The sequence below is a fragment of the Burkholderia savannae genome (assembly GCF_001524445.2).
Lineage (GTDB): Bacteria > Pseudomonadota > Gammaproteobacteria > Burkholderiales > Burkholderiaceae > Burkholderia > Burkholderia savannae.
Map to the genome: position 1 here is coordinate 1329519 of NZ_CP013418.1, position 24927 is coordinate 1354445.

The 24927-nt window shown below is 65.7% G+C and carries 22 protein-coding genes; 8 read left to right on the forward strand and 14 right to left on the reverse strand.

The window, feature by feature from the left end:
* Positions 1-73: 73 nt before the first annotated feature.
* The 6 genes from WS78_RS27030 to WS78_RS27060 form a co-directional block, all read right to left on the reverse strand.
* Complete coding sequence (locus WS78_RS27030) at positions 74-1321, reverse strand: peptidoglycan DD-metalloendopeptidase family protein (RefSeq protein ID WP_059578908.1); 1248 nt, start codon at positions 1319-1321, stop codon at positions 74-76.
* A gap of 728 nt (positions 1322-2049) precedes the next feature.
* Positions 2050-2751 (reverse strand): ABC transporter ATP-binding protein, encoded by a 702-nt coding sequence (locus WS78_RS27035; protein ID WP_038752616.1) that lies wholly within the window; start codon positions 2749-2751, stop codon positions 2050-2052.
* Positions 2751-3524, reverse strand: coding sequence for a high-affinity branched-chain amino acid ABC transporter ATP-binding protein LivG (gene livG, locus WS78_RS27040; RefSeq protein WP_038752619.1), 774 nt, complete (start codon positions 3522-3524; stop codon positions 2751-2753). Before livG ends, WS78_RS27035 begins: the two co-directional genes overlap by 1 nt.
* Entirely contained in the window at positions 3521-4792 is a 1272-nt protein-coding gene (locus WS78_RS27045; RefSeq protein WP_038752622.1) for a high-affinity branched-chain amino acid ABC transporter permease LivM, read from the reverse strand. Before WS78_RS27045 ends, livG begins: the two co-directional genes overlap by 4 nt.
* Before the next feature lie 8 nt (positions 4793-4800).
* Positions 4801-5727, reverse strand: coding sequence for a high-affinity branched-chain amino acid ABC transporter permease LivH (gene livH, locus WS78_RS27050; protein ID WP_038752624.1), 927 nt, complete (start codon positions 5725-5727; stop codon positions 4801-4803).
* 203 nt (positions 5728-5930) lie between these two features.
* Positions 5931-7046: a branched-chain amino acid ABC transporter substrate-binding protein gene (locus WS78_RS27060; protein WP_038752628.1), complete on the reverse strand. Its 1116-nt coding sequence runs from the start codon at positions 7044-7046 to the stop codon at positions 5931-5933.
* 859 nt (positions 7047-7905) lie between these two features.
* On the opposite strand from WS78_RS27060, the gene WS78_RS27065 reads away from it, so the two are divergent.
* A complete protein-coding gene (locus WS78_RS27065) occupies positions 7906-9150 on the forward strand; it encodes an NAD(P)/FAD-dependent oxidoreductase (protein WP_059578911.1) in 1245 nt (414 codons plus the stop codon).
* 312 nt (positions 9151-9462) lie between these two features.
* On the opposite strand, the gene WS78_RS36405 is transcribed toward WS78_RS27065, so the two are convergent.
* Complete coding sequence (locus tag WS78_RS36405; RefSeq protein ID WP_156437507.1) at positions 9463-9696, reverse strand: hypothetical protein; 234 nt, start codon at positions 9694-9696, stop codon at positions 9463-9465.
* Positions 9697-9981: 285 nt separating this feature from the next.
* Here WS78_RS36405 and WS78_RS27070 point away from each other — a divergent pair, with 285 nt between their 5' ends.
* The 3 genes from WS78_RS27070 to WS78_RS27080 all read left to right on the forward strand — a co-directional run bounded on the left by WS78_RS27070 (position 9982) and on the right by WS78_RS27080 (position 12014).
* Positions 9982-10272 (forward strand): DUF3331 domain-containing protein, encoded by a 291-nt coding sequence (locus WS78_RS27070; RefSeq protein ID WP_038752632.1) that lies wholly within the window; start codon positions 9982-9984, stop codon positions 10270-10272.
* A 216-nt stretch (positions 10273-10488) separates the two neighbouring features.
* Positions 10489-11475, forward strand: coding sequence for an oxidoreductase (locus WS78_RS27075; RefSeq protein ID WP_038752710.1), 987 nt, complete (start codon positions 10489-10491; stop codon positions 11473-11475).
* A gap of 227 nt (positions 11476-11702) precedes the next feature.
* Positions 11703-12014 carry a DUF4148 domain-containing protein gene (locus WS78_RS27080; RefSeq protein WP_038752711.1) on the forward strand — a complete coding sequence of 104 codons (312 nt, stop codon included), beginning with the start codon at positions 11703-11705 and terminating at the stop codon, positions 12012-12014.
* 574 nt (positions 12015-12588) lie between these two features.
* On the opposite strand, the gene WS78_RS27085 is transcribed toward WS78_RS27080, so the two are convergent.
* The 5 genes from WS78_RS27085 to WS78_RS27105 all read right to left on the reverse strand — a co-directional run bounded on the left by WS78_RS27085 (position 12589) and on the right by WS78_RS27105 (position 17112).
* Entirely contained in the window at positions 12589-13545 is a 957-nt protein-coding gene (locus WS78_RS27085; RefSeq protein ID WP_059578914.1) for an alpha/beta hydrolase, read from the reverse strand.
* A gap of 35 nt (positions 13546-13580) precedes the next feature.
* Complete coding sequence (locus WS78_RS27090) at positions 13581-14078, reverse strand: thioesterase family protein (protein ID WP_059578917.1); 498 nt, start codon at positions 14076-14078, stop codon at positions 13581-13583.
* A 2-nt stretch (positions 14079-14080) separates the two neighbouring features.
* A complete protein-coding gene (locus WS78_RS27095) occupies positions 14081-15046 on the reverse strand; it encodes an L-carnitine dehydrogenase (protein WP_038752642.1) in 966 nt (321 codons plus the stop codon).
* A 106-nt stretch (positions 15047-15152) separates the two neighbouring features.
* A complete protein-coding gene (locus tag WS78_RS27100; RefSeq protein ID WP_038752712.1) occupies positions 15153-16082 on the reverse strand; it encodes a BKACE family enzyme in 930 nt (309 codons plus the stop codon).
* Between the two features lie 79 nt (positions 16083-16161).
* On the reverse strand, positions 16162-17112 hold the full coding sequence (locus WS78_RS27105; RefSeq protein WP_038752644.1) for a choline ABC transporter substrate-binding protein: 951 nt from the start codon (positions 17110-17112) through the stop codon (positions 16162-16164).
* Between the two features lie 264 nt (positions 17113-17376).
* On the opposite strand from WS78_RS27105, the gene WS78_RS27110 reads away from it, so the two are divergent.
* The 3 genes from WS78_RS27110 (at position 17377) to WS78_RS27120 (ending at position 21846) form a co-directional block, all read left to right on the forward strand.
* Positions 17377-18321, forward strand: coding sequence for a GlxA family transcriptional regulator (locus tag WS78_RS27110; protein ID WP_059578921.1), 945 nt, complete (start codon positions 17377-17379; stop codon positions 18319-18321).
* Positions 18322-18807: 486 nt separating this feature from the next.
* The gene (locus WS78_RS27115; protein ID WP_038752649.1) at positions 18808-20511 is read left to right on the forward strand and encodes a M36 family metallopeptidase; all 1704 of its coding nucleotides are present in this window, start codon (positions 18808-18810) and stop codon (positions 20509-20511) included.
* 108 nt (positions 20512-20619) lie between these two features.
* Positions 20620-21846 (forward strand): M28 family metallopeptidase, encoded by a 1227-nt coding sequence (locus WS78_RS27120; RefSeq protein WP_059578924.1) that lies wholly within the window; start codon positions 20620-20622, stop codon positions 21844-21846.
* A gap of 60 nt (positions 21847-21906) precedes the next feature.
* Here WS78_RS27120 and WS78_RS27125 read toward each other — a convergent pair whose 3' ends face one another.
* A complete protein-coding gene (locus WS78_RS27125; protein WP_059579000.1) occupies positions 21907-23049 on the reverse strand; it encodes a porin in 1143 nt (380 codons plus the stop codon).
* A gap of 563 nt (positions 23050-23612) precedes the next feature.
* The gene (locus WS78_RS38400) at positions 23613-23801 is read right to left on the reverse strand and encodes a hypothetical protein (protein WP_052145149.1); all 189 of its coding nucleotides are present in this window, start codon (positions 23799-23801) and stop codon (positions 23613-23615) included.
* A gap of 175 nt (positions 23802-23976) precedes the next feature.
* Between WS78_RS38400 and purU the strand changes: the two genes are divergently transcribed.
* The gene (purU, locus tag WS78_RS27135; protein ID WP_059578928.1) at positions 23977-24852 is read left to right on the forward strand and encodes a formyltetrahydrofolate deformylase; all 876 of its coding nucleotides are present in this window, start codon (positions 23977-23979) and stop codon (positions 24850-24852) included.
* Positions 24853-24927 lie beyond the last annotated feature (75 nt).

Here is a 24927-nt window from a genome sequence, read left to right on the forward strand (position 1 = left end):
CACACCGCTCGCGCCGCGAATCGCGCCGACGCCGCGCAACGCCTGCGTGCACGCGGACAGACAACGGCCGCCGTCATCGGCTGGTGCAGGCCGACACGACAGGATCGTTGCTCCCCGTATGGACGAAACCGTCCGACACCCATTGATTCGAGCCGAGCCGATACCAGAGCCGCGTCGCACCCCAGTTGCCCCGCACCGTATCGCCGTACGCATAGCACGCGAGCTGGACCGTCGCGCCGTTCGCGACGGTGCCGACGACCGAAGCGGACAGCGACGGCGCGCTGCGCAGGTTCACAGGCCCCGGCGCCTGCACGGTCGCCTTCACGGACGGCGACGGTTCGGCCGGCCCGCCGCTGTCCTCCGAGCCGTAATTGGTGAGTGACGCCTGCACGGACACGCGCCGCTGATTGCGGATCGCATAGCCCGAATACGCACCGCCGCCTTCGAAGAACTGCCAGCCGCCGATCGTCTTGCCGTTCACGGGTACATCGCTGCCGCCCTGGCTCAGCGCGAAGTGCACGTGCGGCCCGGTCGTCTGCCCACCGCACGGCAGGCCGTTGCCGACGCGCCCGAGGTATTCGCCCTGGCGCACGCGCGTGCCGCTGCCGGCCTGAGTCAGCTGAACCATGTGGTAGTACGTGGTCGCATAGCCGTTGTCGTGGACGACCTTGACGATCGCGCTGCCGTTGCGCTCGCAGCTTTTGTAGAGAACGCCGCCACGCGCGGCGAGCACCTGACCGTTGCCGATGGAAAAGTCGAGTGAGTTGAACGGGCGGCTTTCGCCGCTCCAGCCATGCGCGCCGCCCGTCCAATACCACGCGGCGCCTTGCTGCCACGGCAGCGCAAGCCCCGTCTGCCCCGCCGCCGCGCTCGGCCGCGACGTGGCGGGCGCGCGGCCTGCATTCAGATGCGCGCGCTCGTCGCGGGGCAGCAGCTTCGCCGGCGCCGCGGCGGCAAGCGCATAAAACGCATCGGTGCCTTCGATGCCGACGACCCATCCGTCCTTTGCGCGTTGCGCGACGAAGAGCTTCGACACGGGGTAGGCCGGCGAGTCGTTCGGAACGACCTGCGTAACGGTGCCGAACACCCATCCGGCCTCCTGATCCGACTTGATCGGCTCGATCACGTCGTCGCGCGCAGCGGGCGCGGCCGGCCCCTGCTTGCCGAGCCGAGTGGAGAAAGCCTGCCGGATTGCCTGCTGCAGGTCCGGTGCATCGACGGGCACCGCATACGCGGCGCCGGACAGGCCTGCCGCCATCAACGGCACGGCCATCAAGCGCTTGATGGAATCGGATGCACTACGCCAGACCATCGGGCCCATAAGAACGCCTCCCTTATCAGTGAACGTCGTCATTTCGACGGACGGGACCGACTGCGGCCCGATGCGGTGTCGTCGGCCGACGCGACCACAGCGATCCCACGGTGAACCTTGACAGCTCGATTCGGACTGCTTAGCAGCTTGACCAAACCGACAAAGCCCTTACGCCCCGGGAATCATAGTGACTTTCCTCTAAAAGTAAACCTTGCAATCGACAAATCGATCGGATTTACGAAGGCAGCCATCCCACTATTTCATCGATATTGGCACCAGAAACGTATATTGAAATAGTGATTGTTTCTGATAGGCGCATGAGAATTTACTCGTCACGAAACGGCGAATAAGGAAGGAATCCGAATGATGTCGGAGCCGGATCGATCGATCTGACCAAGCATGTCCGTCATGCGAACAAGAACACAAAACGCCTTCTTTTTCAGGCGCTTAATGTCACGCATGCAATGATCCACGAGAATCACGGGCAACCGATGAATCGGCCGACCGGATCAGGAAAAATCGACATTCACCGCGTTCATGATGCACGCCGATAAGATGCGGTTCTAAAAAATAAATGCCGTGATTACATGAATCCGTTCGAATCGGCGGTTATGTAACCTGAAACACAATCGCATTGACCGGAGAATGCGACCGAACGCGCCATGTTCTAATTTTCCGAGATGCGCGTTCGTCCGCCGGTTTCGTTGCGCGAGCGACGTGCCCGCGATGCCGCCGTCCTACGCGCCGAGATACGCGCTGCGGATTCCGTCGTTCGCCAGCAGGTTCGCGCCGGTGTCGGCGAGCACGACCCGCCCCGTCTCGAGCACATAGCCGCGATCGGCGACCTGCAACGCCTTGTGCGCGTTCTGCTCGACGAGGAACACCGTCACGCCCTCGTCGCGAATCGTCCGGATGATGTCGAAGATCTGCGCGATCACGAGCGGCGCAAGGCCGAGCGTCGGCTCGTCTAGCAGCAGCAGGCGCGGCCGGCTCATCAGCGCGCGGCCGATCGCGAGCATCTGCTGCTCGCCGCCCGACATCGTGCCCGCCCGCTGCCCCGAGCGCTCCTTCAGCCGCGGAAACAGGCGATAGACATGCTCGACGCCCTCGTCGATCTCATGGCGGCTCGCGAAGAAGCCGCCCATCTTCAGATTCTCCAGCACGGTGAGGCTCGGAAACACGCGGCGCCCTTCCGGCGAGATCGCGAGCCCCTGGCGCATGATCTCGTGCGTCGGCATCGCGGTGATGTCGCTGCCCTCGAACAGCACGCGCCCGCTCGACGCGCGCGGCGTGCCGCACACGGTCATCATCAGCGTCGTCTTGCCCGCGCCGTTGCTGCCGATCAGCGTGACGATCTCGCCCTTCTTCACTTCGATCGACACGCCCGACAGCGCCTCGATCGCGCCGTAGTGCGTATGGACCTTCTCCAGCTTCAGCATCACTCCTCTCCCAGATAGGCCTTGATCACGCGCGGATCGTTGCGCACTTCGTCGGGCCGGCCGATCGTGATCGGCCGGCCGTGCTCCATCACCAGAATGCGATCCGAGACGCCCATCACGAGACTCATGTCGTGCTCGATCAGCAGCACCGCGACGCCGAACTCGCGGCGCAGCCGGTCGATCAGTTGCTGCAGTTCGACCTTCTCCTGCGGATTGAGGCCCGCCGCCGGCTCGTCGAGCATCAGCAGGCGCGGGTTCGTGATCATGCAGCGCGCGATCTCGAGGCGGCGCTGATGGCCATACGAGAGCGTGCCCGCGGGCCGGTTCGCGACCGCCGTCAGATTCATCCGGTCGAGCCACACGGCCGCGCGCTCGAGCGCGTCGCGTTCCGCGCGGCGATACGCGGGCGTCGCGAAGAGGCCGTGAAAGAGCCCCGACTTCACCTGCCGATGCTGCGCGACGAGCAGGTTCTCGACGACCGTCAGCGACTTGAAGAGCCGAATGTTCTGGAACGTGCGCACGAGCCCCTTGCGCGCGACCAGGTGGCTCGTCAGCCCGCCGATCGAATGGCCGTCGAGCACGACGCTGCCCGCCGTCGGCCGATAGAACCCGCCGATGCAGTTGAACACCGTCGTCTTGCCCGCGCCGTTCGGGCCGATGATCGCGAACACCTCGTCGCGGCGCACGTCGAAATCGATCCCGTCCACCGCGAGCAAGCCGCCGAAGCGCATCTGCAGCGCGGACACCTTCAACATTTCCGTCGTCGCGCTCATTGCGGCAGCTCCACGTGGGGGCGGCTCGCGGGCAGCAGGCCCTGCGGACGCCACATCATCATCAACACCATCACGAGGCCGAACATCAGCATCCGGTATTCGGCGAAACCGCGCGCGATCTCGGGCAACAGGGTCAGCAGGATCGCCGCGAGAATCACGCCGAGCTGCGAGCCCATTCCGCCCAGCACGACGATGGCGAGAATCAGCGCGGATTCGATGAACGTGAACGACTCCGGATTCACGAGCCCCTGGCGCGCCGCGAAGAACGCACCGCCGATGCCGGCGAACGACGCGCCGAGCGTGAATGCCGACAGCTTGATGCGCGTCGGATTGAGGCCGAGCGAGCGGCACGCGATCTCGTCGTCGCGCAGCGCCTCCCATGCGCGACCCATCGGCATCCTGATCAACCGGCTCGTCACGAAGAGCGTGAAACAGACGAGCAGCAGCGCGATCAGGTACAGGAAGATCACGACGTGCTCGCCGCTGTACTCGAGTCCGATCAGCTCGTGGAAGGTTTTCGCGCCCTCGACGCTCGCGCTTCGCGCCATCTCGAAGCCGAACACCGTCGGCTTCGGGATGCCGGAGACGCCGTCGGGGCCGCCCGTGATGCTCGTCAGGTTGTTCGCGAGCAGGCGGATGATCTCGCCGAAGCCCAGCGTGACGATCGCGAGATAGTCGCCGCGCAGCCGCAGCACCGGAAAGCCGAGCACGAAGCCGAACGTCGCCGACGCGAGCGCGGCGAGCGGCAGGCATTCCCAGAACGTGAGCCCGAAGTACTGGTTGAGAAGCGCATATGTGTAGCCGCCGACCGCATAGAAGCCGACGTAGCCCAGATCGAGCAGGCCGGCGAAGCCGACGACGATGTTCAGGCCGAGGCCGAGGATCACGTAGATGAGCGCGAGCGTCGCGACGTCGATCGCGCCGCGCGAGCCGAAGAACGGCCACACGAAGCCGAACGCGACGAGCGCCCAGACGATCGCGCGCTGCTCGCGCGCGCCGAGCGGCGGCGTCGCGGGCATGCGCACGGCCGCCTTCGCGCGCACGAGCGCGGGCTTGAACAACTGAAACAGGAACACGGCGGCGACCGCGATCCAGACCGGCCGCCAGTGCGCTTCGAGAACGACCTGATAGCCGTCGAGCTTCAGCTGAAGGCCGAGGATCGGCACCGTGAGGATCGCGGTCAGCACGGCGGCCGTCACCGCGTGCTTGAGCGATCGCACGGCCGGCACGCCGGCCGTCGTGCGGACGGAAGTCATCGCTTGATTCATGGGCGGCCTCACACCTTTTCGATGTCCGACTTGCCGAGCAGGCCCGTCGGACGGAACAGCAGGATCAGCACGAGGAGGCCGAAGGCCACCACGTCCTTGTACTCGGCGGGCATGTACCCGGAGGCAAAAGTCTCGGCGAGACCGAGCAGCACGCCGCCCAGCATCGCGCCGGGAATGCTGCCGATGCCGCCCAGCACCGCGGCCGTGAACGCCTTGATGCCCGCGACGAAGCCGATATACGGATTGAGCTTGCCGATCGTGAGCCCGATCAGCACGCCGCCCACCGCGGCGAGCATCGCGCCCAGCACGAACGTGAACGAGATCACGCGGTTCGTGTCGATGCCGAGCAGGTTCGCCATCCGCATGTCTTCCGCGCACGCGCGGCATGCACGGCCCATCCGCGAATGCGAGATGAACAGCGTGAGCGCGATCATCAGCACGATCGTCACGCAGACGATCAACAGGCGCGCATACGGCACCGTCACGTCGAAGTCGCCGCCGACGTGAATATCGAACGCGCCGGAGATCAGCACGGGCACCGACATGTCGCGCGCGCCCTGGCCGATCTGTACGTAGTTCTGAAGAAAGATCGACATGCCGATCGCGGAGATGAGCGGCACGAGCCGCGGCCCGCCGCGCAGCGGCCGGTACGCGACGCGCTCGACCGCGAACCCGTAGAGCCCCGTGACGACGACCGACACGACAAGCGCCGCGCCGAGCACGAGCGGCAGCGGATAGCCCGCCGACGTGCCGATCGCGGTCAGCGTGACGAGCCCGACGTATGCGCCGATCATGTAGATCTCGCCGTGGGCGAAGTTGATCATGCCGATGATCCCGTAGACCATCGAATAGCCGATGGCGATCAACGCATAGATCGCACCCAGCGTGAGGCCGTTGACCAGTTGCTGGGCGAATTGAGGAAAGAATTCATTCATGCGGGAAGCTCCCGTTCGCGCCGACGCGCATGCATGCGCCGCCGCTCGCGAAAGCGGCGGCGCATGCAGCGCACGGGCGTCCGATCTCGATGCGCCCGCCCCGCGGCGGCCCGCTCGCGCGACGGCGCAGGGCCAGCGCAGGGCCAATGCGACCCGCCCCGCTCGAACGTGCAGCGGGGCGGACGGGCGGGCAGATACTCCAGTTAGTTGGCGGCCGTCTTGGTCGCGTCCTTGTGCCACTTGTAGACGACGAACTTGAACGATTTCAGGTCGCCCTGCGCGTCGTACGACACCTTGCCGATCGGCGTGTCGAAGCTGTGCTGGTGCATGTACGCGGCGACCTTCGCCGGATCGGTGGTCTTCGCGCCCGCGATCGAATCGGCGATGATCTTCACGCCGGAATACGCGGGCATCTGGAACGTGCCGTTCGGATCGCGCTTCTTGTCGGCGAACGCCTTCACGAGCGCCGCATTGGCCGGATCGGCGGTGAAGTCGGCGGGCAGCGTGACGAGCATGCCTTCCGAAGCCGGGCCGGCGATCGCCGTCACGTCCTTGTTGCCGACGCCTTCCGGTCCCATGAACACGGCCTTCACGCCCTGTTCGCGCGCCTGGCGCATCAGCAGCCCCATTTCCGGGTGATAGCCGCCAAAGTAGACGAAGTCGACGCCCTGCGACTTCAGCTTCGTGACGACCGCCGAGTAGTCGGAGTCGCCCGCGTTGATGCCTTCGAAGATCACGACGGGCACCTTCGCCGCGTCGAGGTCCTTCTTCACCGCCGACGCGATGCCCTGGCCGTACGACTGCTTGTCGTGCAGCACGGCGACCTTCTTCGGCTTGACCTTGCCGATGATGTACTGCGCGGCGGCCGGCCCCTGCTGGTCGTCGCGGCCGATCGTTCGGAACACGAACTTGCGCTTCTTGCCCTCGGTCAACTGCGGCGCGGTCGCCGACGGCGTGATCATCACGATGCCTTCGTTCTCGTAGATGTCCGACGCCGGAATCGTCGAGCCCGAGCACACGTGGCCGATCACGTACTTGATCTTCTGGCTGACGATCTTGTTCGCCACCGCGACCGCCTGCTTCGGCTCGCACGCGTCGTCCATCATCACCACCTCGAACTTATTGCCGCCCGCGCCGCCGGCTGCGTTGATCTGCTCGATCGCCGTCAGCGCGCCGGCCTTGACCATGTCGCCGTACTGAGCGACCGAGCCGCTCATCGGGCCGGCAATGGCGATCTTCACGGTTTCCGCATGGGCAGCGGCGCCGGCTGCAACGAGCATCGCGGCGAGAGAGATGGACGAAAGACGGGACAGCATCATCAGGAGCTCCTCGATTATGTTTAGTCATACGGGCAAGGCAACATGACTTGCGCAATCGAACAACACCCGTGGACGAAACGACTTGGAGCACGCCCGAGACGGAAAGACGGACCTGCAGATGGAACAGCGCTTGCGGGGCCCGGCAGTGTCAGCCGCCGTCGCGAGCGACGGAGACCTTGGTTCGGAAAGACAACGTGATGCGTCTTGTATTGCGCAAGCGATTCGCCTGCCCCGCTTACCTCACTGCTCGTCGGACGGATATGCCGACAGCCGTTGGCAAGGCAGCCGAAATTATAGGATCGTTTTTCATCCATCTGACCAGAATTAACGGACGAATCAGGGAAAACACGCAGTCCGCGCGGCCTCTCGGGCGCTCGGTTGCGCCCGTCGTTCGCATGTTGCACCGCAGCCGGATTCGACGGCCGCGCGACCGTTCGCGCAACCGCCTCGCGCGATTTCCCTTTCGCTGCGGACGTTTATCGCGACGCTGCGGCGCACCGTAAGACGAGCCGAACCCGATCCGGACGTCGAGCGACGGCGGCACGCGATTCGACCTCCGCAGCGAGGTACGACCGCCCGACCATCCGAACGACACGAGCGCCATGCAATATCCGCCGGCATGCGCGCATATACCGGCAATTTCATCGGGGACATAGCAGGCATTTTGGAATTTCGATGAAATAATGCGAGCGCGCAATCGGTCAGCCGGCCCTTTCATTTTCCCGTCGAGCCGGCTTGCCCGGTTCAGGCGGCACCGTGCCGGCCGGTCGCGCGATTCGCCCGCCGTTCGACTCCGATCCAACTCCGATCCGGCGGAAATCGGCCGCCGTTCGCACCACGCATCATTTACGCTCGCTTCATGGATTTCGACGTCATCGTTCTCGGCGCCGGCATCGTCGGCGTATCGGCCGCGCTGCATCTGCAGGATCGCGGCCGCAGGGTCGCGCTCGTCGACCGCGGCGCGCCCGGCGGCGGCACGAGCTTCGGCAACGCCGGGCTCATCGAGCGGTCCTCCGTCGCACCGTACGCGTTTCCGCGCAACCCGCTCGCGCTGCTGCGCTACGCGATGAACCGCTCGACCGAACTCTATTGGGATCGTGCGTCGCTGCCGTCGTTCGCGCCGTGGCTCGCGCGCTTCTGGTGGGAATCGTCGCCGCGCCGCCGTGCGGCCGCCGCGCGCGACATGCTGCCGCTCATCGAGCTCAGCGTCGCCGAGCACGATGCGCTGATCGCGCGCGCGAACGCCGGCGACCTCGTGCACGCGCGCGGCTGGATCGAAGCGTATCGGACGCCGGAGCGCCTCGAGCATGCGGCGCGCGGTGCGCGGCGCGACGCGAGCCGGCACGGCCTGCGCGTGGCGACGCTCGACGCGTCCGCGCTCGCCGCGCAAGAACCCGCGCTCGGCGCTGGGTTCTGCGGCGCGCTGCACTGGCTCGACCCCAAGAGCGTCGTCGATCCCGGCACGCTCGTCAAAGCGTACGCGCGGCTCTTCGAGCGCGACGGCGGCGCGCTGCTCGAAGGCGATGCCGCGAGCGTCGAATCGAGCGGCGACGGCTGGAACGTGAGCACGGCCGACGGCGTCGCGACGGCGCGCGAAGTCGTCGTCGCGCTCGGCCCCTGGTCGGATACCGTGTTCGCGAAGCTCGGCTACCGGATACCGCTGCGCGAAAAACGCGGCTACCACATGCATTACGCGCCGCCCGGCGGCGCGCCGCTGTCCGCGCCCGTCGTCGATCTCGAGCACGGCTACGTCGTCGCGCCGATGCGCGGCGGATTGCGGCTCACGACAGGCGTCGAGATCGCCGCGCGCACGCTGCCGCCGACGGGCGTGCAGCTCGCGCGCGCGGAGCGCATCGCGCAGCCGACGTTCAGGCTCGGCCCGCGGCTCGATCCCGCGCCGTGGCTCGGCTTTCGGCCGTGCATGCCGGACATGCGCCCCGTGATCGGCGCGGCGCCACGACACCGCGGCATGTGGTTCGCGTTCGGCCACAACCATCACGGGCTCACGCTCGGCCCCGTCACGGGGCGCCTGCTCGCGGAAATGATGTGCGGCGAGCCGACCGTCGCGGACGTCGCGCCGTTTCGCGTCGAGCGGTTTCTGTGATTCGAAGCGGGAACCCGCGGGAGCGCGGGGGGCGGCAGCGGCATTCGATACGCCGGCACGCTCGCTCGCGCACCGTGACGAGAAGCGCCGCCGCGAATGCATGCCCCATATGCGTTCCAACGGCAAAGGACCGGCCGACATAATCCGTGCATCATGTCGCTCGCCACGCGCCGCATGACCGATTCGCTATTCGCCCACTAAACAAAACCCGCGCGGCGGCGAAACTCAGGAGCGATATTGCGCGATCGTCGAAGCGCGACGAGCGCCTAATCGGTCATCGCGCAACGAGCAACGGGCTACGCCGCCCGCGAATCATTGCACGTTGAACGAATGGTGCTTTGCAATTTTCACAACGAACATCGTCTGAACAATCAATGCAGCCGAATCGGACGCACGAATAACCGAATTGCACTCGAACGCGCCGCGCGCAAAACGATCGCGCAAACCGTCTTCGCGTTGAAGCGAGAAACCTTGACACGCGGCGCAACAACGTGACAAAGCACTCGCCCGCACCGCATGCGCGCGCCGCGCGATGACGATCCGCAAACGGCGAATGCCGCGTGCAGCAGGCTGTGGCGCGGCTCGGACGCGTTCTCGCACTCCGTTCGCGCACCATTCGAGTGAACGATTCCGCACTCCACTTTTGCCCGCAAATGGAAATCGATTGTTTCTAAATCGGCAAAAAGTAATTTGAGCCAGACAGGATGTTTTTTCCGCGCGAGCGCGCTTACATTTAGCGCACCCCTCTAATGGAAATCGCTACGGAATCGACGGAAAGCAGTTGCAATAACTGCCTAGGCCGATACCGCACGAGCTTTAGGAAACGGCAAAATGAAGTCCTCCAAATCCCAGCCTGTGCTCGATCCCGCTGACGTTCACGTCGAAATCCTCGAACGCTCCGACACGCTGCTCGTCGTCCGCTGGGTCGAACCCGGCCGCTGCCACTACGGCGAGCAACGCTGGCGCCGCCGCTTCGCGCAACGCACCGGCACTTGTGCGCTGTCGCGCCAGGTGATCCACCGCGGCGACGAAGTGTTCCGCCCCGCCGAGCGCCCGGCGCCCGCCAATGCAGGCGCGATGATTTCCGCCGCCGAAGTGCTCGGGCACGCGAGCGGCAAGTAACGCCGCGCCACACCACGCGGTTAGAGCGGCGTCTCTAGCCTGCTTCTTGTCTTCGCCGTCTTGCGTCACTACCGTTACATCAATCAATGTAACGGTGTAAAGGGTGCGAACGGCGGAAACGCCGACGCTCCGCTGCACCGGGCCCAGGGCCCATTCGCGCAAACGGCGGGCCCGAGAACGCGCTGCCCGACGGCGCGCCAACGGATGGAGACGAAGATGCATGCATGGAGCGCGCAACACGTGCTGCCGCAAGGCGGAAAAGTCGCGGTCGTCACCGGGGCCAACAGCGGCCTCGGCTGGCAGATCGCGGAAACGCTCGCCGCCAAAGGCGCGCAAGTGGTGATGGGCTGCCGGGAGTCGGCGAAGGGCGAACTGGCCGCGCACACGATCCGCACCCGTTATCCGCGCGCCCGGATCGAAGTCGAAGCGCTCGATCTCGCCGATCTCGCATCCGTGTGCCGCTTCGCCGACGCCGTCACCGATCGCCACGGCCGCGTCGACATTCTCTGCAACAACGCAGGCGTGATGTTCCTGCCGCTGCGCCACACGCGCGACGGCTTTGAAATGCAGATGGGAACGAACCACCTCGGCCACTTCGCGCTGACGGGCCTGCTGCTGCCCGCGCTGCGCGCGTCGCACCGCGCGCGCGTCGTGACGATGTCGAGCGGCTTCAACCGGCTCGGCAAGATCCGTCTCGACAACATGCTCGCCGAGCGCGGCTACAACAAGTACCGCGCATATTGCGACAGCAAGCTCGCGAACCTGATGTTCACGCTCGAGCTTCAGCGCCGCTTCGATCGCGAGGGGCTGTCGATCCTGAGCGTGGCCGCGCATCCGGGCTACGCGGCCACGAACCTGCAGTTCGCCGGCCCGGCGATGGAGAATTCGTCGCTCGGCTCATTCGCGATGCGCGTCTCGAACCGGCTCGTCGCGCAGCCGGCCGAGGTCGGCGCGCTGCCCGCGATCCACGCGGCAACGGCGGCCGACGTCGTAGGCGGCGCGTACATCGGCCCCGCGCACCTGTGCGAGACCCGCGGCTATCCGGCCGACGCGCGCATCCCGCACCAGGCGCGCGACGCGCAGATGGGCGCCCGCCTATGGGAAAAATCCGAACAACTGACCGGCGTGCGCTATCTCGACACACCGTCGCCCGGCTCGCGCCGCGGAAACTCGCGCTACGACGCGACGTTCCGTGCGCTCTGAAGCATTTCGCCAAGCCCAAGCTTGCCGCTTCGCCCGCTGCCCCCGCAGCGGGCGGGCGGTTTTTTTTGCTGTGACACCCCACCGCTTGCGGTCTGGATTTTTTCAATTTACGAAAAGATATTTCGCGAAAGCCAGCGTTTACCCGTAGGACCCCGAAGACTACGATGTAACCAATCGCTTAAGACATGGTGTCGAAAGCGAAATCGATAAAACATTCGGAGGTTCTCATGAAATCGCTCGTTTACGCTGTCGTCACCGCTTCCGCCCTGAGCGCTTCGTTCGGTGCGTTCGCGCAATCCAACCCGTCGCTGAGCCGAGCGCAAGTTCGCGCGGAGCTGGTCCAGCTCGAGAAGGCCGGCTACCACCCGGGCGTGTCGAGCCCGTACTATCCGGAAGACATCCAGGCTGCCCAAGCACGCGTGCAAGGCGCCGCCGACACGAGCGGCTACGGTGCGCAAGCCACGCCCGTCGCGCACATCGGCGCGCCGGCCGCCACGGCTCCCCGCTCGCCGCGCGATTCGATCTACTTCGGTCAGTAAAGCAGCACGCGCGCTGCGCGGCCCCGCCTGATCCGGCAGCCGCGCAGCCTGAAATCCGCATGGCGCACCGGCCGTTTCCGCGCGCCATCGCCCCCATTCGGGCCCCTAACCTCCGCCGCTCCGCAAGGAGCGGCTTAGCCTGGGCGCCTGGCGCCTAGGCGCTTTTTCGGCTAAGGCGCAAGTTCGCCGCTACGGCGGCCCCGTCAATCGAAACACGGTCGATCCTTACACAATATGTAAGGATCGATTTTGTTCATGCGCGCCTTGCATGCACGCGTCGTGCGCGGGCCGTATCGAGCATCGGCACGGCCCCTCCTCAGCGCGCGGCATGACGCGCATTCGGCTACAAAAACACTCGCCCGCATCCTGCCCGGTCACATTCCAATCGACGCGAACCTCTCGATTTCGCGTCGACGTCGATCGTTTCGCCCGGCTCGCATCCGCTTGCCGAGCGACGCGATGCGGCGCGTGCTGCGTGTGTATTCCCACCGCCCACCATCTTTCCCGATGCGATCGGTGAACGCTCGTCCGGCGCCGCCGTCCGAAGCGCCGCGCGTTCGGCGCACTTCACGCGTCACGCGCCGGGCGCGACCAGAAAATCGCATACGATCCGATGCATCCGCGCGGCCTGCGGACTCGTGTCGAGTGCGCGCCAGCAACCGTGGACGAGCCCGTCGCCGTGCCAGAAGCGCGCGACGCCGCCCGCCGATCGAATGCGCTCCGTATAGACGCGCGCATCGTCGCGCAACGGATCGTGCTCGGCGCCGACCGCCAGCACGGGCGGCAAGCCGTCGAAGCGCCGCGCGCCGAGCGGCATCGCTTCTCGCGGCGGTTCGGCATCGCCCCAATAGAAGCGGCGATACGCGTGAACGTGCGCGAGCGTGAGCATTGGCGCGTACGCCTCCGCCTCGCGTGCGGGCGATTGCGGCTCGAAGCCGAGCATCGGATAGACGAGCGCGACCGCGCACACGCCGCCGCCCTCGCACCCGTCATCACCATGCGCCGCGCGACCGCCGTCGCGCAGCGCCGTCGCAACCGAAGCCGCGAGCGTGCCGCCCGCGCTGTCGCCGGCGAGCCGAAGCGGCAATGCAATCGGGCGGAACGGCAGCCGGCCGTCGAGCGCCGCGACGCAGACCTCCAGACAATCGTCGAGCGCGGCCGGCGCACGATGCTCCGGGGCAAGCCGATAATCGACGGCGATCACGTCGAGCCCCGTGTCCGCCGCGATCCGGGCGGCGATGAGCGCGTGACTGTCGAGCGAACCGACGACGAAGCCGCCGCCGTGAAAGAACAGCACCGTCCCGCGCGCTTCGGAGCGCCGCGAACGATAGCGCCGCAAGCCGATCGTGCGGCCGTCCGCCGCGGCGAAGTGCGCGTTGGTCACGTCGATGTCCGCAGGCAACGCGGGCCTCCACGCCGCGGCGAAGCGCTCGTAGAGCACGCGCTGTTCGGCGATCGGGCGCGATGCGGCATCGTCCGGATACCACGCGGCGACACGCGCGACGAACGCATCGATTTCCGGTTCCAGCATCGCGCGCCTGCGTCGGTTCGTCGATCCGCGTCGCGTCAGCGACGCGCGGGCAGACCGATCACACGCCCGGCGTAAGCCGGCTCGGGATACCCGCGCTGCCGCGCATGCAGATTCGCGATCCGCTCGGCGACGTCGGCGTCGAACGGCGCCGCCTTCGGTCCGCTCGTGTCGACGTGCAGCAGCATCTGTTCGCTCGCCGACACCGCGCCGTCGGCCCCTTGCGCGAACATCTCGAGATACAGATGCAGCCGCTTCGCGTCGTGCGCGAGCACGCGCGCATCGACCCGCACGCGCGTCCCCTCCTTGATCTCGTGCAGATAGTTGACATGCGCCTCGAGCGTATAGACGGAGCGGCCGCGCGCTTTGCGCGCCGCGTCGTCCAGACCGATCGCGTCGAGCAGCGCATCCGTCGCGAAGCTGAAGATCAGCAGATAGAACGCATCGCGCAGATGCCCGTTGTAATCGACCCATTCCGCGCGCACCGTGTCGCGGTGAATCGTCAGCTCCGTCGCTTGCGTCGCGGCCGTCGTCATCGTCAATCCTCGTAGCGCATCCCGTGGCGCGCCTTCACCGCGGCGATCGCCGCGATCACTTCGGTGATGCATTCGTCCCGATAGCGCTCGAGTTCCTTGATGCTTCGGTGTCCTTGCTGCTCGGCGGTGCCTTCGACGACGCGGTCGATCAGCGCATCGGTCAGCTTCGGCGCGACGAGCTTGGTCCAAGGCAGCTCCAGAGCGGGACCGAACTGCTGCATGAAATGACGCATGCCGGCCTCGCCGCCTGCCAGTGTATACGTGAGGAACGTGCCCATGAACGACCAGCGGATGCCCGCGCCGAAACGGATCGCGTCGTCGATCTCGCCCGTCGTCGCAACGCCTTCGTCGACGAGGTGCAGCGCCTCACGCCACAGCGCCTCGAGCAGGCGGTCCGCGATGAAGCCCGGCACTTCCTTGCGCACCCGCAGCGGCCGCATGCCGAGCGCGCGATAGACGCCGATCGCCGCATCGACGGTTTCGGGCGCGGTGCGCGCACCGCCCAGCACTTCGACGAGCGGCAGCAGATAGACCGGATTGAACGGATGGCCGACGATGCAGCGCTCGGGATGCCGCGCGCGTGCATAGAAATCCGTCGGCAGGAGGCCCGACGTCGACGACGCGATGATCGCATCGGGCTTCGCCGCCCGGCTGATCTGATCGTGCAGCTCGAGCTTCAATGCTTCGCGCTCGGGCGCGCTTTCCTGAATGAAATCGGCGCCGGCGACGCACGCTTCGATCGTCGAGACGAAACGCAAGCGCGCGGGCGACGCGCCGGACGCGAGCCCGGCGCGCTCGAGCGCGGGCCACGCGTTCTCGACGTTCGCGCGCAATTGTTGCTCCGCGCCGCCGGCGGGGTCCCAGGCGACGACGTCGAGCCCGTTCGCGAGCGCGCGCGCAACCCAGCCGCTGCCGATGACGCCCGCGCCGATCGCCGCGAACGTGTTGATTTCGGTGATGACAGCCATGAATCTTCGATCCTTGAACGAGAAGATGACGCGAAAGGGCCGATCCGGCGCGGCGTGCGCGCACGGCCGCTCCCGCAACGTTGTCCGGTGCTGCGCCGCGCTCGCGCTATGCGGATTCGGCGATCGCGCGCCGCTCGAGCGGACGCTCGCCGCGCGGCGGCAAGCCGAGCTTGCGTCGCCCTTCGGCCGGCGTCAGCACGCGAGCGCCGAGGCGCTCGACGATCTCCCGCGCGCGCTCGACGAGCGAGCCGTTCGTCGCGTGCACGCCGCGATCGAGCCACAGGTTGTCTTCGAGACCGACGCGCACGTGGCCGCCGAGCAGCATCGCCTGCGCGACCATCGGCATCTGCATCCGGCCGATCCCGAAACCCGCCCAGTGCGCGCCGGGCGGCAGGTTGTCGACCATCGCCTTCATCGTGCCGGTGTCGGCGGGCGCGCCCCACGGAATGCCGAGGCAAAGCTGGAAGAGCGGCGGATCGTCGAGGAGTCCTTCTTTCAGCAGTTGCTTCGCGAACCACAGATGGCCCGTGTCGAAGATCTCGAGCTCGGGCTTCACGCCCAGTTCCCGGATTCGCTTCGCGCCCGCGCGCAATTGCGCAGGCGTCGATACGTAGATGTAATCGCCGTCGCCGAAATTCAGCGTCCCGCAATCGAGCGTGCAGATCTCGGGCAGCAGCTCCTCGACGTGCACGAGCCGCGTCAATCCGCCGACAAGGTCCGTGCCCTTGCCGAAGCGCATCGGGTCTTCGCCCGCGCCGATCTCGAGATCGCCCCCCATGCCGGCCGTCAGATTGATGATGACGTCGACGTCGGCCGAGCGAATCCGGTCGACCACCTCGCGATACAACTTCGGATCGCGGCTGCCGCGGCCCGTCAGCGGATCGCGCACGTGGCAGTGCGCGACCGTCGCGCCCGCCTTCGCGGCTTCGATCGCCGCATCGGCGATCTGCTTCGGCGTGACCGGTATCGCCGGATGCTTGCCGACCGTGTCGCCCGCACCCGTCACCGCGCACGTCACAATGACTTCCTGATTCATCGCTGTCGCCTCGTTCAGATTCAAATTCGAATTCGGATGCGCGCCGCCGCGCCGATATCATGGGCGGCGAACCTTAGGCTCAGAGCCCCAGATAAGCCTTCACCGCGGCAAGACCATCCCTGCCGTCGTAGGTCTTCACGCCGGCAAGCCAAGCGTCGAGCGCCTGCGGGTTCTTCTTGAGGTACGCCTTCGCGGCTTCCGCCGGCTTCACCTTGTTCATCACCGCCTGCATCAACTGGTTCTCCATTTGCGTCGTGAAGCGCAAATTGCCGACGAGCTTGCCCGCGTTCGGGCAACGCGTCATGTAGTCGGGCGCCGTCAGCGTATACACGCGCGCTTCGCCGTAGTTCGGACCGAACGCCGCGTCGCCGCCCGACAGATAGTTCATGCTGATCTGAATGTTCATCGGATGCGGCTCCCAGCCGAGGAACACGACCCACTTCTTGTCGCGGATCGCGCGTTCGACCGTGACGAGCATCCCCGCCTCGCTCGACTCGACGAGCTTGAAGCCGCCGAGCCCGTACTGGTTCGTGTCGATCATCTTCTGGATCGTCGCGTTCGCGCTGCTGCCGGGCTCGATCCCGTAGATCTTGCCGTCCAGCTCGGCGCGGTGCTTCGCGATGTCGTCGAACGATTTCAGCCCGGCTTGATACACGTAGGCCGGCACCGCGAGCGTCGCCTTCGCGCCCGACAGATTCGGCGGCTCGACAACGGCGATCGACTTCGAATCGAGGAACGGCTGCAGTTGATGCTGCTGCACCGGCCACCAGTAGCCGAGCGACACGTCGAGCTGCTTGTTCTTGAGGCCTGCGAACGATATCGGCACGGACGAGATCGTCGTCGTCGGCTTGTAGCCGAGACCGTCGAACAGCAGCGACGCGAGTGCCGTCGTCGACGTGATGTCGGTCCAGCCGATGTCCGCGAAACGCACGTTGCGGCATGCGGCCGAATCCTGCGCGAAGGACGGCAGCGGCAGCGCGCATGCGATGGCGAGCGCGGCGCCGAGTACGAGTGTCGTGGTGGACTTCATGGTGGCCTCCCTGTTCGACGGATTCCGCAGGCAATTCAAGGGGACGACAGGCCTGCACCGTGGGCTCAAAGTTAACGGGCCATATTCGCGGCAAGGCGACCGACGGCGACCTTTTCTTGCCTGTTTGCGACTATGCGTAAAAACCATTAGATCGACGAATCGTCAGGCATGGCGGCGATTGATCGGCATGTATCGCGCGACGCGCCTTGCCTGCCTGCGTCCTGCTTGCTACGCTCGGCCCATTGCTTCCGAAGCACACGCGCGATGCCAGAAGAGTTCCATTTCCTGCTGATGCCCGGTTTCTCCGCGCTAGGCTTCATGTCCGCCGTCGAGCCGCTGCGCGTCGCGAACCGCTTCAGGCCGAATCTCTATCGCTGGCGCATCGTGAGCGCAGACGGCGCGCCCGTCGTCGCGAGCAACGGCATCTCGCTGAACGCGGACGCCGCGTTCGCACAGATCGAGCATGCGCACACGATCTTCGTGATCGCGGGCTTCGACCCGCTCGCGTGCTACACACGCACGCTCGGCGACTGGCTCAAGCGCGAGTATCGGCGCGGCGCGACGACGGGCGGCATCGACACCGGCAGCTTCGTGCTCGCGGAAGCGGGAATCTTCGACGCGTCGCATGCGCTGACGCTGCACTGGGAAGCGCTCGCCGCGTTCCAGGAGCGCTATCCGCGCCTGAAAACGACGCAGGAGTTGTTCGAGATCGACGAGCGGCGCATCACCTGCGCGGGCGGCACCGCGTCGATCGACATGATGCTCGACCTGATCGGCCGCCGGCACGGCGCCGATCTCGCCGCGACGATCTCCGAGCAGTTCGTGCTGAGCCGAATCCGCCAGCGCTCCGATCGCCAGCGGCTCGAGATCGCCGCGCGCTACGGGGTACACAACCGCAAGCTGATCCAGGTGATCGGAACGATGGAGCATCACATGGAAAGCCCGCTGCCGTCCGACACGCTCGCGCAGGCAGTCGGCGTCACGCGCCGCCAGCTCGAGCGGCTGTTCAGCACGATCCTCGGCGATACGCCGACGCGTTTCTATTTGCGCCTGCGGCTCGATCGCGCGCGCGAACTTCTTCAGCAGACCGATATGACGGTCGCCGCTGTATGCGCGGCATGCGGCTTCGAATCGCCTTCGCATTTTTCCCGCACTTATCGCGCGCAATTCGGCGCGAGCCCGAGAAGCGACCGCAATACGCTGCGCTGAACCGCATGCTGCGCTGAGCCGGACGCGTTGCCGCAACCGCGATTGCGGCGGTGCAAAATCGCGCGCCGCCAGACCGTTTTCGCTTATCGAACCGCCCCTCGAAAATAATTCGAAATATCATTGAAAATATTCTGTAACATGTTCTAAAAATAGATAGGCAGACTAACGACGTGAAATTCCAGTACGGCTGGTCATTTGCCGAATAGAAAAGCAGCATTCCAAATATTTATTCCGAGGGGTTTGTAATGACGATGCTCATACAGCCATCGCAGCGCTTGCCGTTTGCTCCGCCCGCCGCTCTCTGGCGGTTCCCCGTCCCTCCACCCCGCACGCTTCGCGCGCGCTGATTCCTCTCGGCGTCGCGCCGCTTTCGTTGTTGTTTCGCCCGCCTGCACCAGCCCGTCGAGGCCGGCGCACGGGCCAGGTCGTCCCTGCGGTTCCCGTGGTTTCGTTTGTTATCCAAACCTTTGAAGACGAGGACAATCTATGCAAACATCCGTCAAAGCGTTGCCGTTCGCACTGAGCCTTGCCATCGGCCTCGGCGCCGCGCTGCCTGCGTGGGCCGATTCGAAGGCCCCGAATCCGCAAGAAGAAAGCCGCCGCGCGAGCCTCACGCGCGGCGTCGTGCCGCCCGTGGAGAAGGCCGGCAAAACCGGGCAGTTCCGCCCGGGCGCCGTCGCCGTCACGCTCGCAAGCCCGTCGTTCCACGCGAAGAAATCCGACGCGGCGACGATGGCGCGCGAGTTCGTCGCCGCGCGCGCCACGCAGCTCGGCCTCGACAAGACGGCGCTCTCGAATCTCGTCGTCGCGTCCGAACGCGCCGACGCCGATTTCACCGTCGTCCGCTTCCAGCAGCGCGCCGCGGGCCTGCCTGTCTACGATAGCGACATCGCCGTCACGGTCGCGTCCGACGGCCGCGTGCTGTACGTCGCGAGCAACGCGGTGAACGGCGTCGCCGCCGTGTCGAGCAAGACGCAGGCGGTCGACGAGCAGCAGGCGCTCGATCGTGCGCGCGCATACCTCGGCGTCGGCGGCTTCGCGAGCGTGCAGTCGCAACTCGTCGCTTTCGTCGACGGCGCGGGCACCCATACCGCGTGGAAGGTTCGCGGCAAGCCGCAGGACAGCCTGCGCGGCGATTGGGAACTGATCATCGACGCGAACAGCGGTGAAGTGCTGCGCGCCGAAGACAAGGCATCCTATGCAACGGACGGAACCGGGCTCGTGTTCCTGCCGGACCCGCTGTCGTCGACCAAAAGCAGCTACGGCAGCACCGGCTACAAGGACAACAACGACGCCGACTCACCGCAATTGAACGCCGCGCGCGTGCGCGTGACGCTCAAGGATCTCGCGCAGACGAGCGGCGGCTACAAGCTGACGGGGCCGTACGCGTCGTGCATCGACTTCGATTCGCCGTTCGACAACGCGTGCCCGGTGCAGTCGTCGCCGACCTTCGACTTCACGCGCTCGAACCTGTACTTCGAAGCGGTGAACGCGTACTACCACATCGACACCTTCCTGCGCTACGTGAACCTCACGCTCGGCATCAAAGCGTTGCCCTATCAGTATTCCGGCGGCGTCCAGTACGATCCGCACGGCGAATCCGGCGCCGACAATTCGTCGTATTCGTCTGGCTCGGGCCGGTTGTCGTTCGGCCAGGGCGGCGTCGACGACGCCGAGGACGCGGACGTCGTGATTCACGAGCTCGGCCACGGTATCCACGACTGGATCACGAACGGCGGGTTGTCTCAGGTCGAGGGCCTGTCCGAAGGCACGGGCGATTACCTCGCGGCTGCGTACAGCCGCGATTTCAATCAATGGAGCCCGTCCGACGCGCAATATAACTGGGTCTACAACTGGGACGGCCACAACGAGTTCTGGCCCGGCCGCGTCACGAACTACAACGTCGGCCGCACGTATGCGCAGGTCCGCAATTCCGAGATCCACACGGCCGGCCAGTACTGGGCGTCGTGCAACATAGTCGCGCGCGACGCGATCGGCGGCACGGCGATGGACAAGGCATTCCTGAAGGGGCTGTCGATGACGAACAGCTCGACAAACCAGAAGGCCGCGGCTCAGGCCGTGCTGACCGCGGCGGCGGCTCTCGGCTACAGCAGCGCGCAGCTCGATGCGATCGGCAACGCGTACAACAAGAGCTGCACCTACGGCGTGACCGTGCCGCAAAAGCTGTAACCCGCATCGAGAAAAAGACCTAAGCGACAACGTACGCGGAGCGCGCGGCGCGATCTGCCGCGCGCCCTTCCCCACGACCGTATCTCCCTCAACCTGAGGAGATCGAACATGTCCAAGCTCCAGCACGTCGCCGCCGCGGTATGCGGCGCCCTCTACGTGTCGGCCGCCCACGCCGCGCCGGTGTGGATCACGCTCGCCGATCCCGCGTTCCGCGAACTGCGCCTGATCGATCCCGCCGCGACGAGCCGCTACAGCACGGCCGTCGCGACGGGCAACGCCGCACGCACCGAGACGGTCCACGTCGCGCAAATCGACGATTCGCAGCTCGAATCGCTGTCTCAGGCGATACGCCGCACGCGCGGCCACGGCCCCGGCTTCTTCGTCCACGCCACATTCGACGAAGCGCGCACGTCGCTGCAACCGAGTGCCGCCAAGCAGGCGGCCGCGATCGACTACCCGATCACCAACTCCCAGCAGGTCCGCAACTGGATCTCGCAACTGCAGGCGAGCAACATCGTCAGCACGATCGTGTCGCTGTCCGGCTTCACGAACCGTTACTACACGACGTCGCACGGCGTCGCCGCATCAGACTGGCTCGCGCAGCAGTGGAAGCAGCTCGCCGGCTCGCGCGCCGACGTGACCGTCGAGCAGTTCACGCACACCAGCTGGCCGCAAAAATCCGTGATCCTGACGATCAAGGGAAGCGATCCGGGCGCGGGCGTCGTCGTGATCGGCGGCCATCTCGATTCGACGGTCGGCCGCACGAGCGAAAACACGCGCGCGCCGGGCGCCGACGACGACGCGTCCGGCATCGCGAGCCTTACCGAAGCGCTGCGCGTGCTGCTCACCAACCGCTATCAGCCCACGCGCACGCTGAAGTTCATCGGCTATGCTGCGGAAGAAGCAGGCCTGCTCGGTTCGCAGGCGATCGCGAAGCAGTTCAGGGCGCAGAACGTGAACGTGGTCGGTGCGTTCCAGCTGGACATGACGAACTACAAGGGAGATCCGAAGGACATCTACCTGATTACCGACTACACCAACTCAGCGCAAAACACGTATCTCGCGAACCTGGCGAAAACCTATCTGCCCGAGCTGACGGTGGGCACTTCGCAATGCGGGTACGCGTGTTCCGATCACGCATCGTGGAACGCGCAAGGCTATCCGGCATCGTTCCCGTTCGAAGCGGACCAGAACGACAATCCGTACATCCACTCCGCGTACGACACGCTCGACCGGTCGGACTCACAGGGCAATCACGCACTGAAGTTCGGCAAGCTCGCGCTCGCGTATGCGGCCGAGCTGGGCGGCGGACTGACGCCGTCCGCCAAGCGGTAAGCCGCGACGGGAGCGGCGCGCATCGCACGCCGCTCCCGAGCCGGAGCGCGTCGCCGCGGGTCAGAACGAGTGACGCATCCCGATGCGAATGTCGGCTTGCGTCTGCGTGCTGGACGGCGTGAAGCTGTAGCCGATCACGGCATCGACGCCGTTGGACGCGCGCAGGTAGTCGCCGGAGAGGTAGACGTCCGTGCGCTTGGACAGCAGATAGTGAACGCCGGCCGATCCCTGATTCCAATGATGACCTTCGAAACGCGTGTGCTGGTAGCCGGCGACGAAGCTGAGCGCCGGCGTGAACTGGTACAGGCCGCCGCCTTCGTAGACCTGCATGTGCGACGTGTTGCCGAAGCCCTTGATCGTCGTATACGTGAAATTGCCGGACAGCGTCAGCTTGTCGAGCGTGTAGCTCGCGCCGACGCCGAGCGTCCCCTGGCTGTCGACGTTCATCGGCGTATTCGCGAACAGGTCGGTGACCTTGCCCGTCGCCGGATCGACGCTGACGGTCGGCTGGCCGAGGAACGTCCTCGTGCCGATCATCGCGTACGGATCGAACGCATAGATGCCGGAAGGATTGTTCAGATGCGTGTAAGCCGCGCCCACCGACAGATTGCCTTGCGTGTAATTCGCGCCCGCGCTCCACGCGCTGTTGCGATGGAAATCGCCCGCGACGTTGCCGAACGAATACATCGCGCCGAACTTGAAGCCGCTGAAGTCATTCGACAGGAACTTGACGGAGTTCGGCAGACGGTCGCCGTTGAAACGGTCGAAGTCGCCCTGGTGGATCGCGTAGCCGCTCGCCCACGCAGAGATGTTGTTCAGATAGACCATCTCCTCCGTCATGTCGAGCTGATTGCCGAACGACAAGGTTCCCCAATTGTTCTGCAATCCGACGTAAGCCTGCCGGCCGAATTCCGCGCCGCCGAAGCCGAGCTGGCCGTTACCCAGACGAAAGCCGCTCTCGAGCACGAAGACCGCCTTCAAGCCGCCGCCGAGATCTTCGGTGCCCTTGAAGCCGATCCGGTTGCCATACGACACGCCGTCGTCGAACTTGAAGACGTGCGAGCCGCCCGTGTTGTTGACGTACGTGACACCGGCATCGAGAATCCCGTACAGCGTGACGCTGCTCTGCGCGCGGCTTGCGCCCGGCACGATTCCGATTGCGAGCGCGATCGCGCTCATCACGGCAACATTCGATTTCTTCATTGTCGGCACCCCACCCTGCCCATTCGATAAGAAAAAAGATTCCCGCCTTGACCACGCGAATCCGCGACTATTGCTGAAACGACGCACCACTCCGACGGCCGTTGCGCATCTCGCACACAATCGGATGCCGTTGGCGAAAAATACAAACCCATTTTTCGCCCTACCCGTCTCCAGGCGACGTCGAATGGTCACGATGCGACGAACCGGGCCGAAGCCGACGTCGGCCGTCAGCGCGGCTCGCGCTGCAGGCAAGCGCAGCGCGCCGTTCGCGGTGGTCACGCCGCCGAGCGATTCGTCGACAAGCGGCGAATGCGTGCGTGACGCGCGTTGCGCGGCGCCCACAGCGGAACGTCTATCCTGCAGCATCGCGGCGATTATTCCGTTCTCCAGATTGACTGTGAACGTCATCCGCCGGAACAGGCGCGCGAGAGATTCGCTCACTGGTTCGAGAAATCCGCGCGTGCGGCGGTGTCGCCGATTGCGCCTCTGGAGGTCGGGCCAAAATACGCGTCCCCGCCCGACAGGTGAACGAGATGGGATGCCGTATTCATCAGATGCGGCTCTCAGCCGAGGAATTCGATCCGTTGGCGGCCTCGCACCGCGCATTCGACCTGCGTCAGCATCCCCTTCTCGCTCGGTTCGACGAGTTGCCCGTTCGCCGGCTCGAGCGCCTCGTCCGCAATCGCCCGTTTGCCCGCAGGCGCGCGCCGTGCCGCTGTTTCGATGCTGCTTCGATGCTGTTTCGCTGCCATTTCGCCGCCGGTTGCCCGACGCGTGCGCGTGACGCCCCACGCATTGGCGCGCCGATTCCAGCGGCGCGGCGATTCGGTTCTATCCGCATTCGATCCGGCTTGATTAACTTGTGCGTCGCCTCGGAAGCCCGGCACTCGCGCCGGGCACGAGACGCCATCGAGTCAGAGGAAACACATGTCCGTTCCACAACGTCCCCTTCAGTTCGTGCTGACGCTGTCGTGCCCGAGCGCGGCGGGCCAGGTCGCCGCCGTCGTCGGGCTGCTCGACCGGCATCGTTGCTACGTCGACGAGCTGACCGTCTTCGACGACGACCTCAGCGAGCGCTTCTTCGTGCGCTGCGTGTTCCATGCGACGGGCGACGTCGATTCGCTGCGCATCGACGCGCTGCGACGCGAGTTCGAGCCGATCGCGACGCGCTTTCGCATGCAATGGGCGATCCACGACGTTGCCGCGCGGCCGAAGGTGCTGATCATGGTGTCGAAGCTCGAGCATTGCCTCGCCGACCTGCTGTTCCGCTGGAAAATGGGGGAGCTGAAGATGGACATCGTCGGGATCGTGTCGAACCATTCGGATCTCGAACCGCTTGCCGCGCAGCACGGGCTGCCGTTCCGGCATTTCCCGATCACGGCCGACACGAAGGCGCAACAGGAAGCGCAATGGCTCGACGTGCTCGAGACGAGCGGCGCCGAGCTCGTGATTCTCGCGCGCTACATGCAGGTGCTATCGCCCGAAACGAGCGCGACGCTCGCGAACCGCGCGATCAACATCCACCATTCGTTCCTGCCCGGATTCAAGGGGGCGAAACCGTACCACCAGGCGCATGCACGCGGCGTGAAGCTGATCGGCGCGACCGCGCACTTCGTCACCGACGATCTCGACGAGGGGCCGATCATCGAACAAGTGGTCGAGCGCGTCGATCACTCGTACCGGCCGGAGCAACTGCTTGCGGTGGGACGAGACGTCGAATGCATCACGCTTGCGCGTGCGGTGAAGGCATTCATCGAGCGCCGCGTGTTCCTGAACGGCGACCGGACCGTGGTGTTCCAGTAGCGCGCACGGCGCGTTCGCCGATTCGCGACGGCCCGGATGCGCCAATGCATCCGGGCATCCCCGCCGGCGCACGCC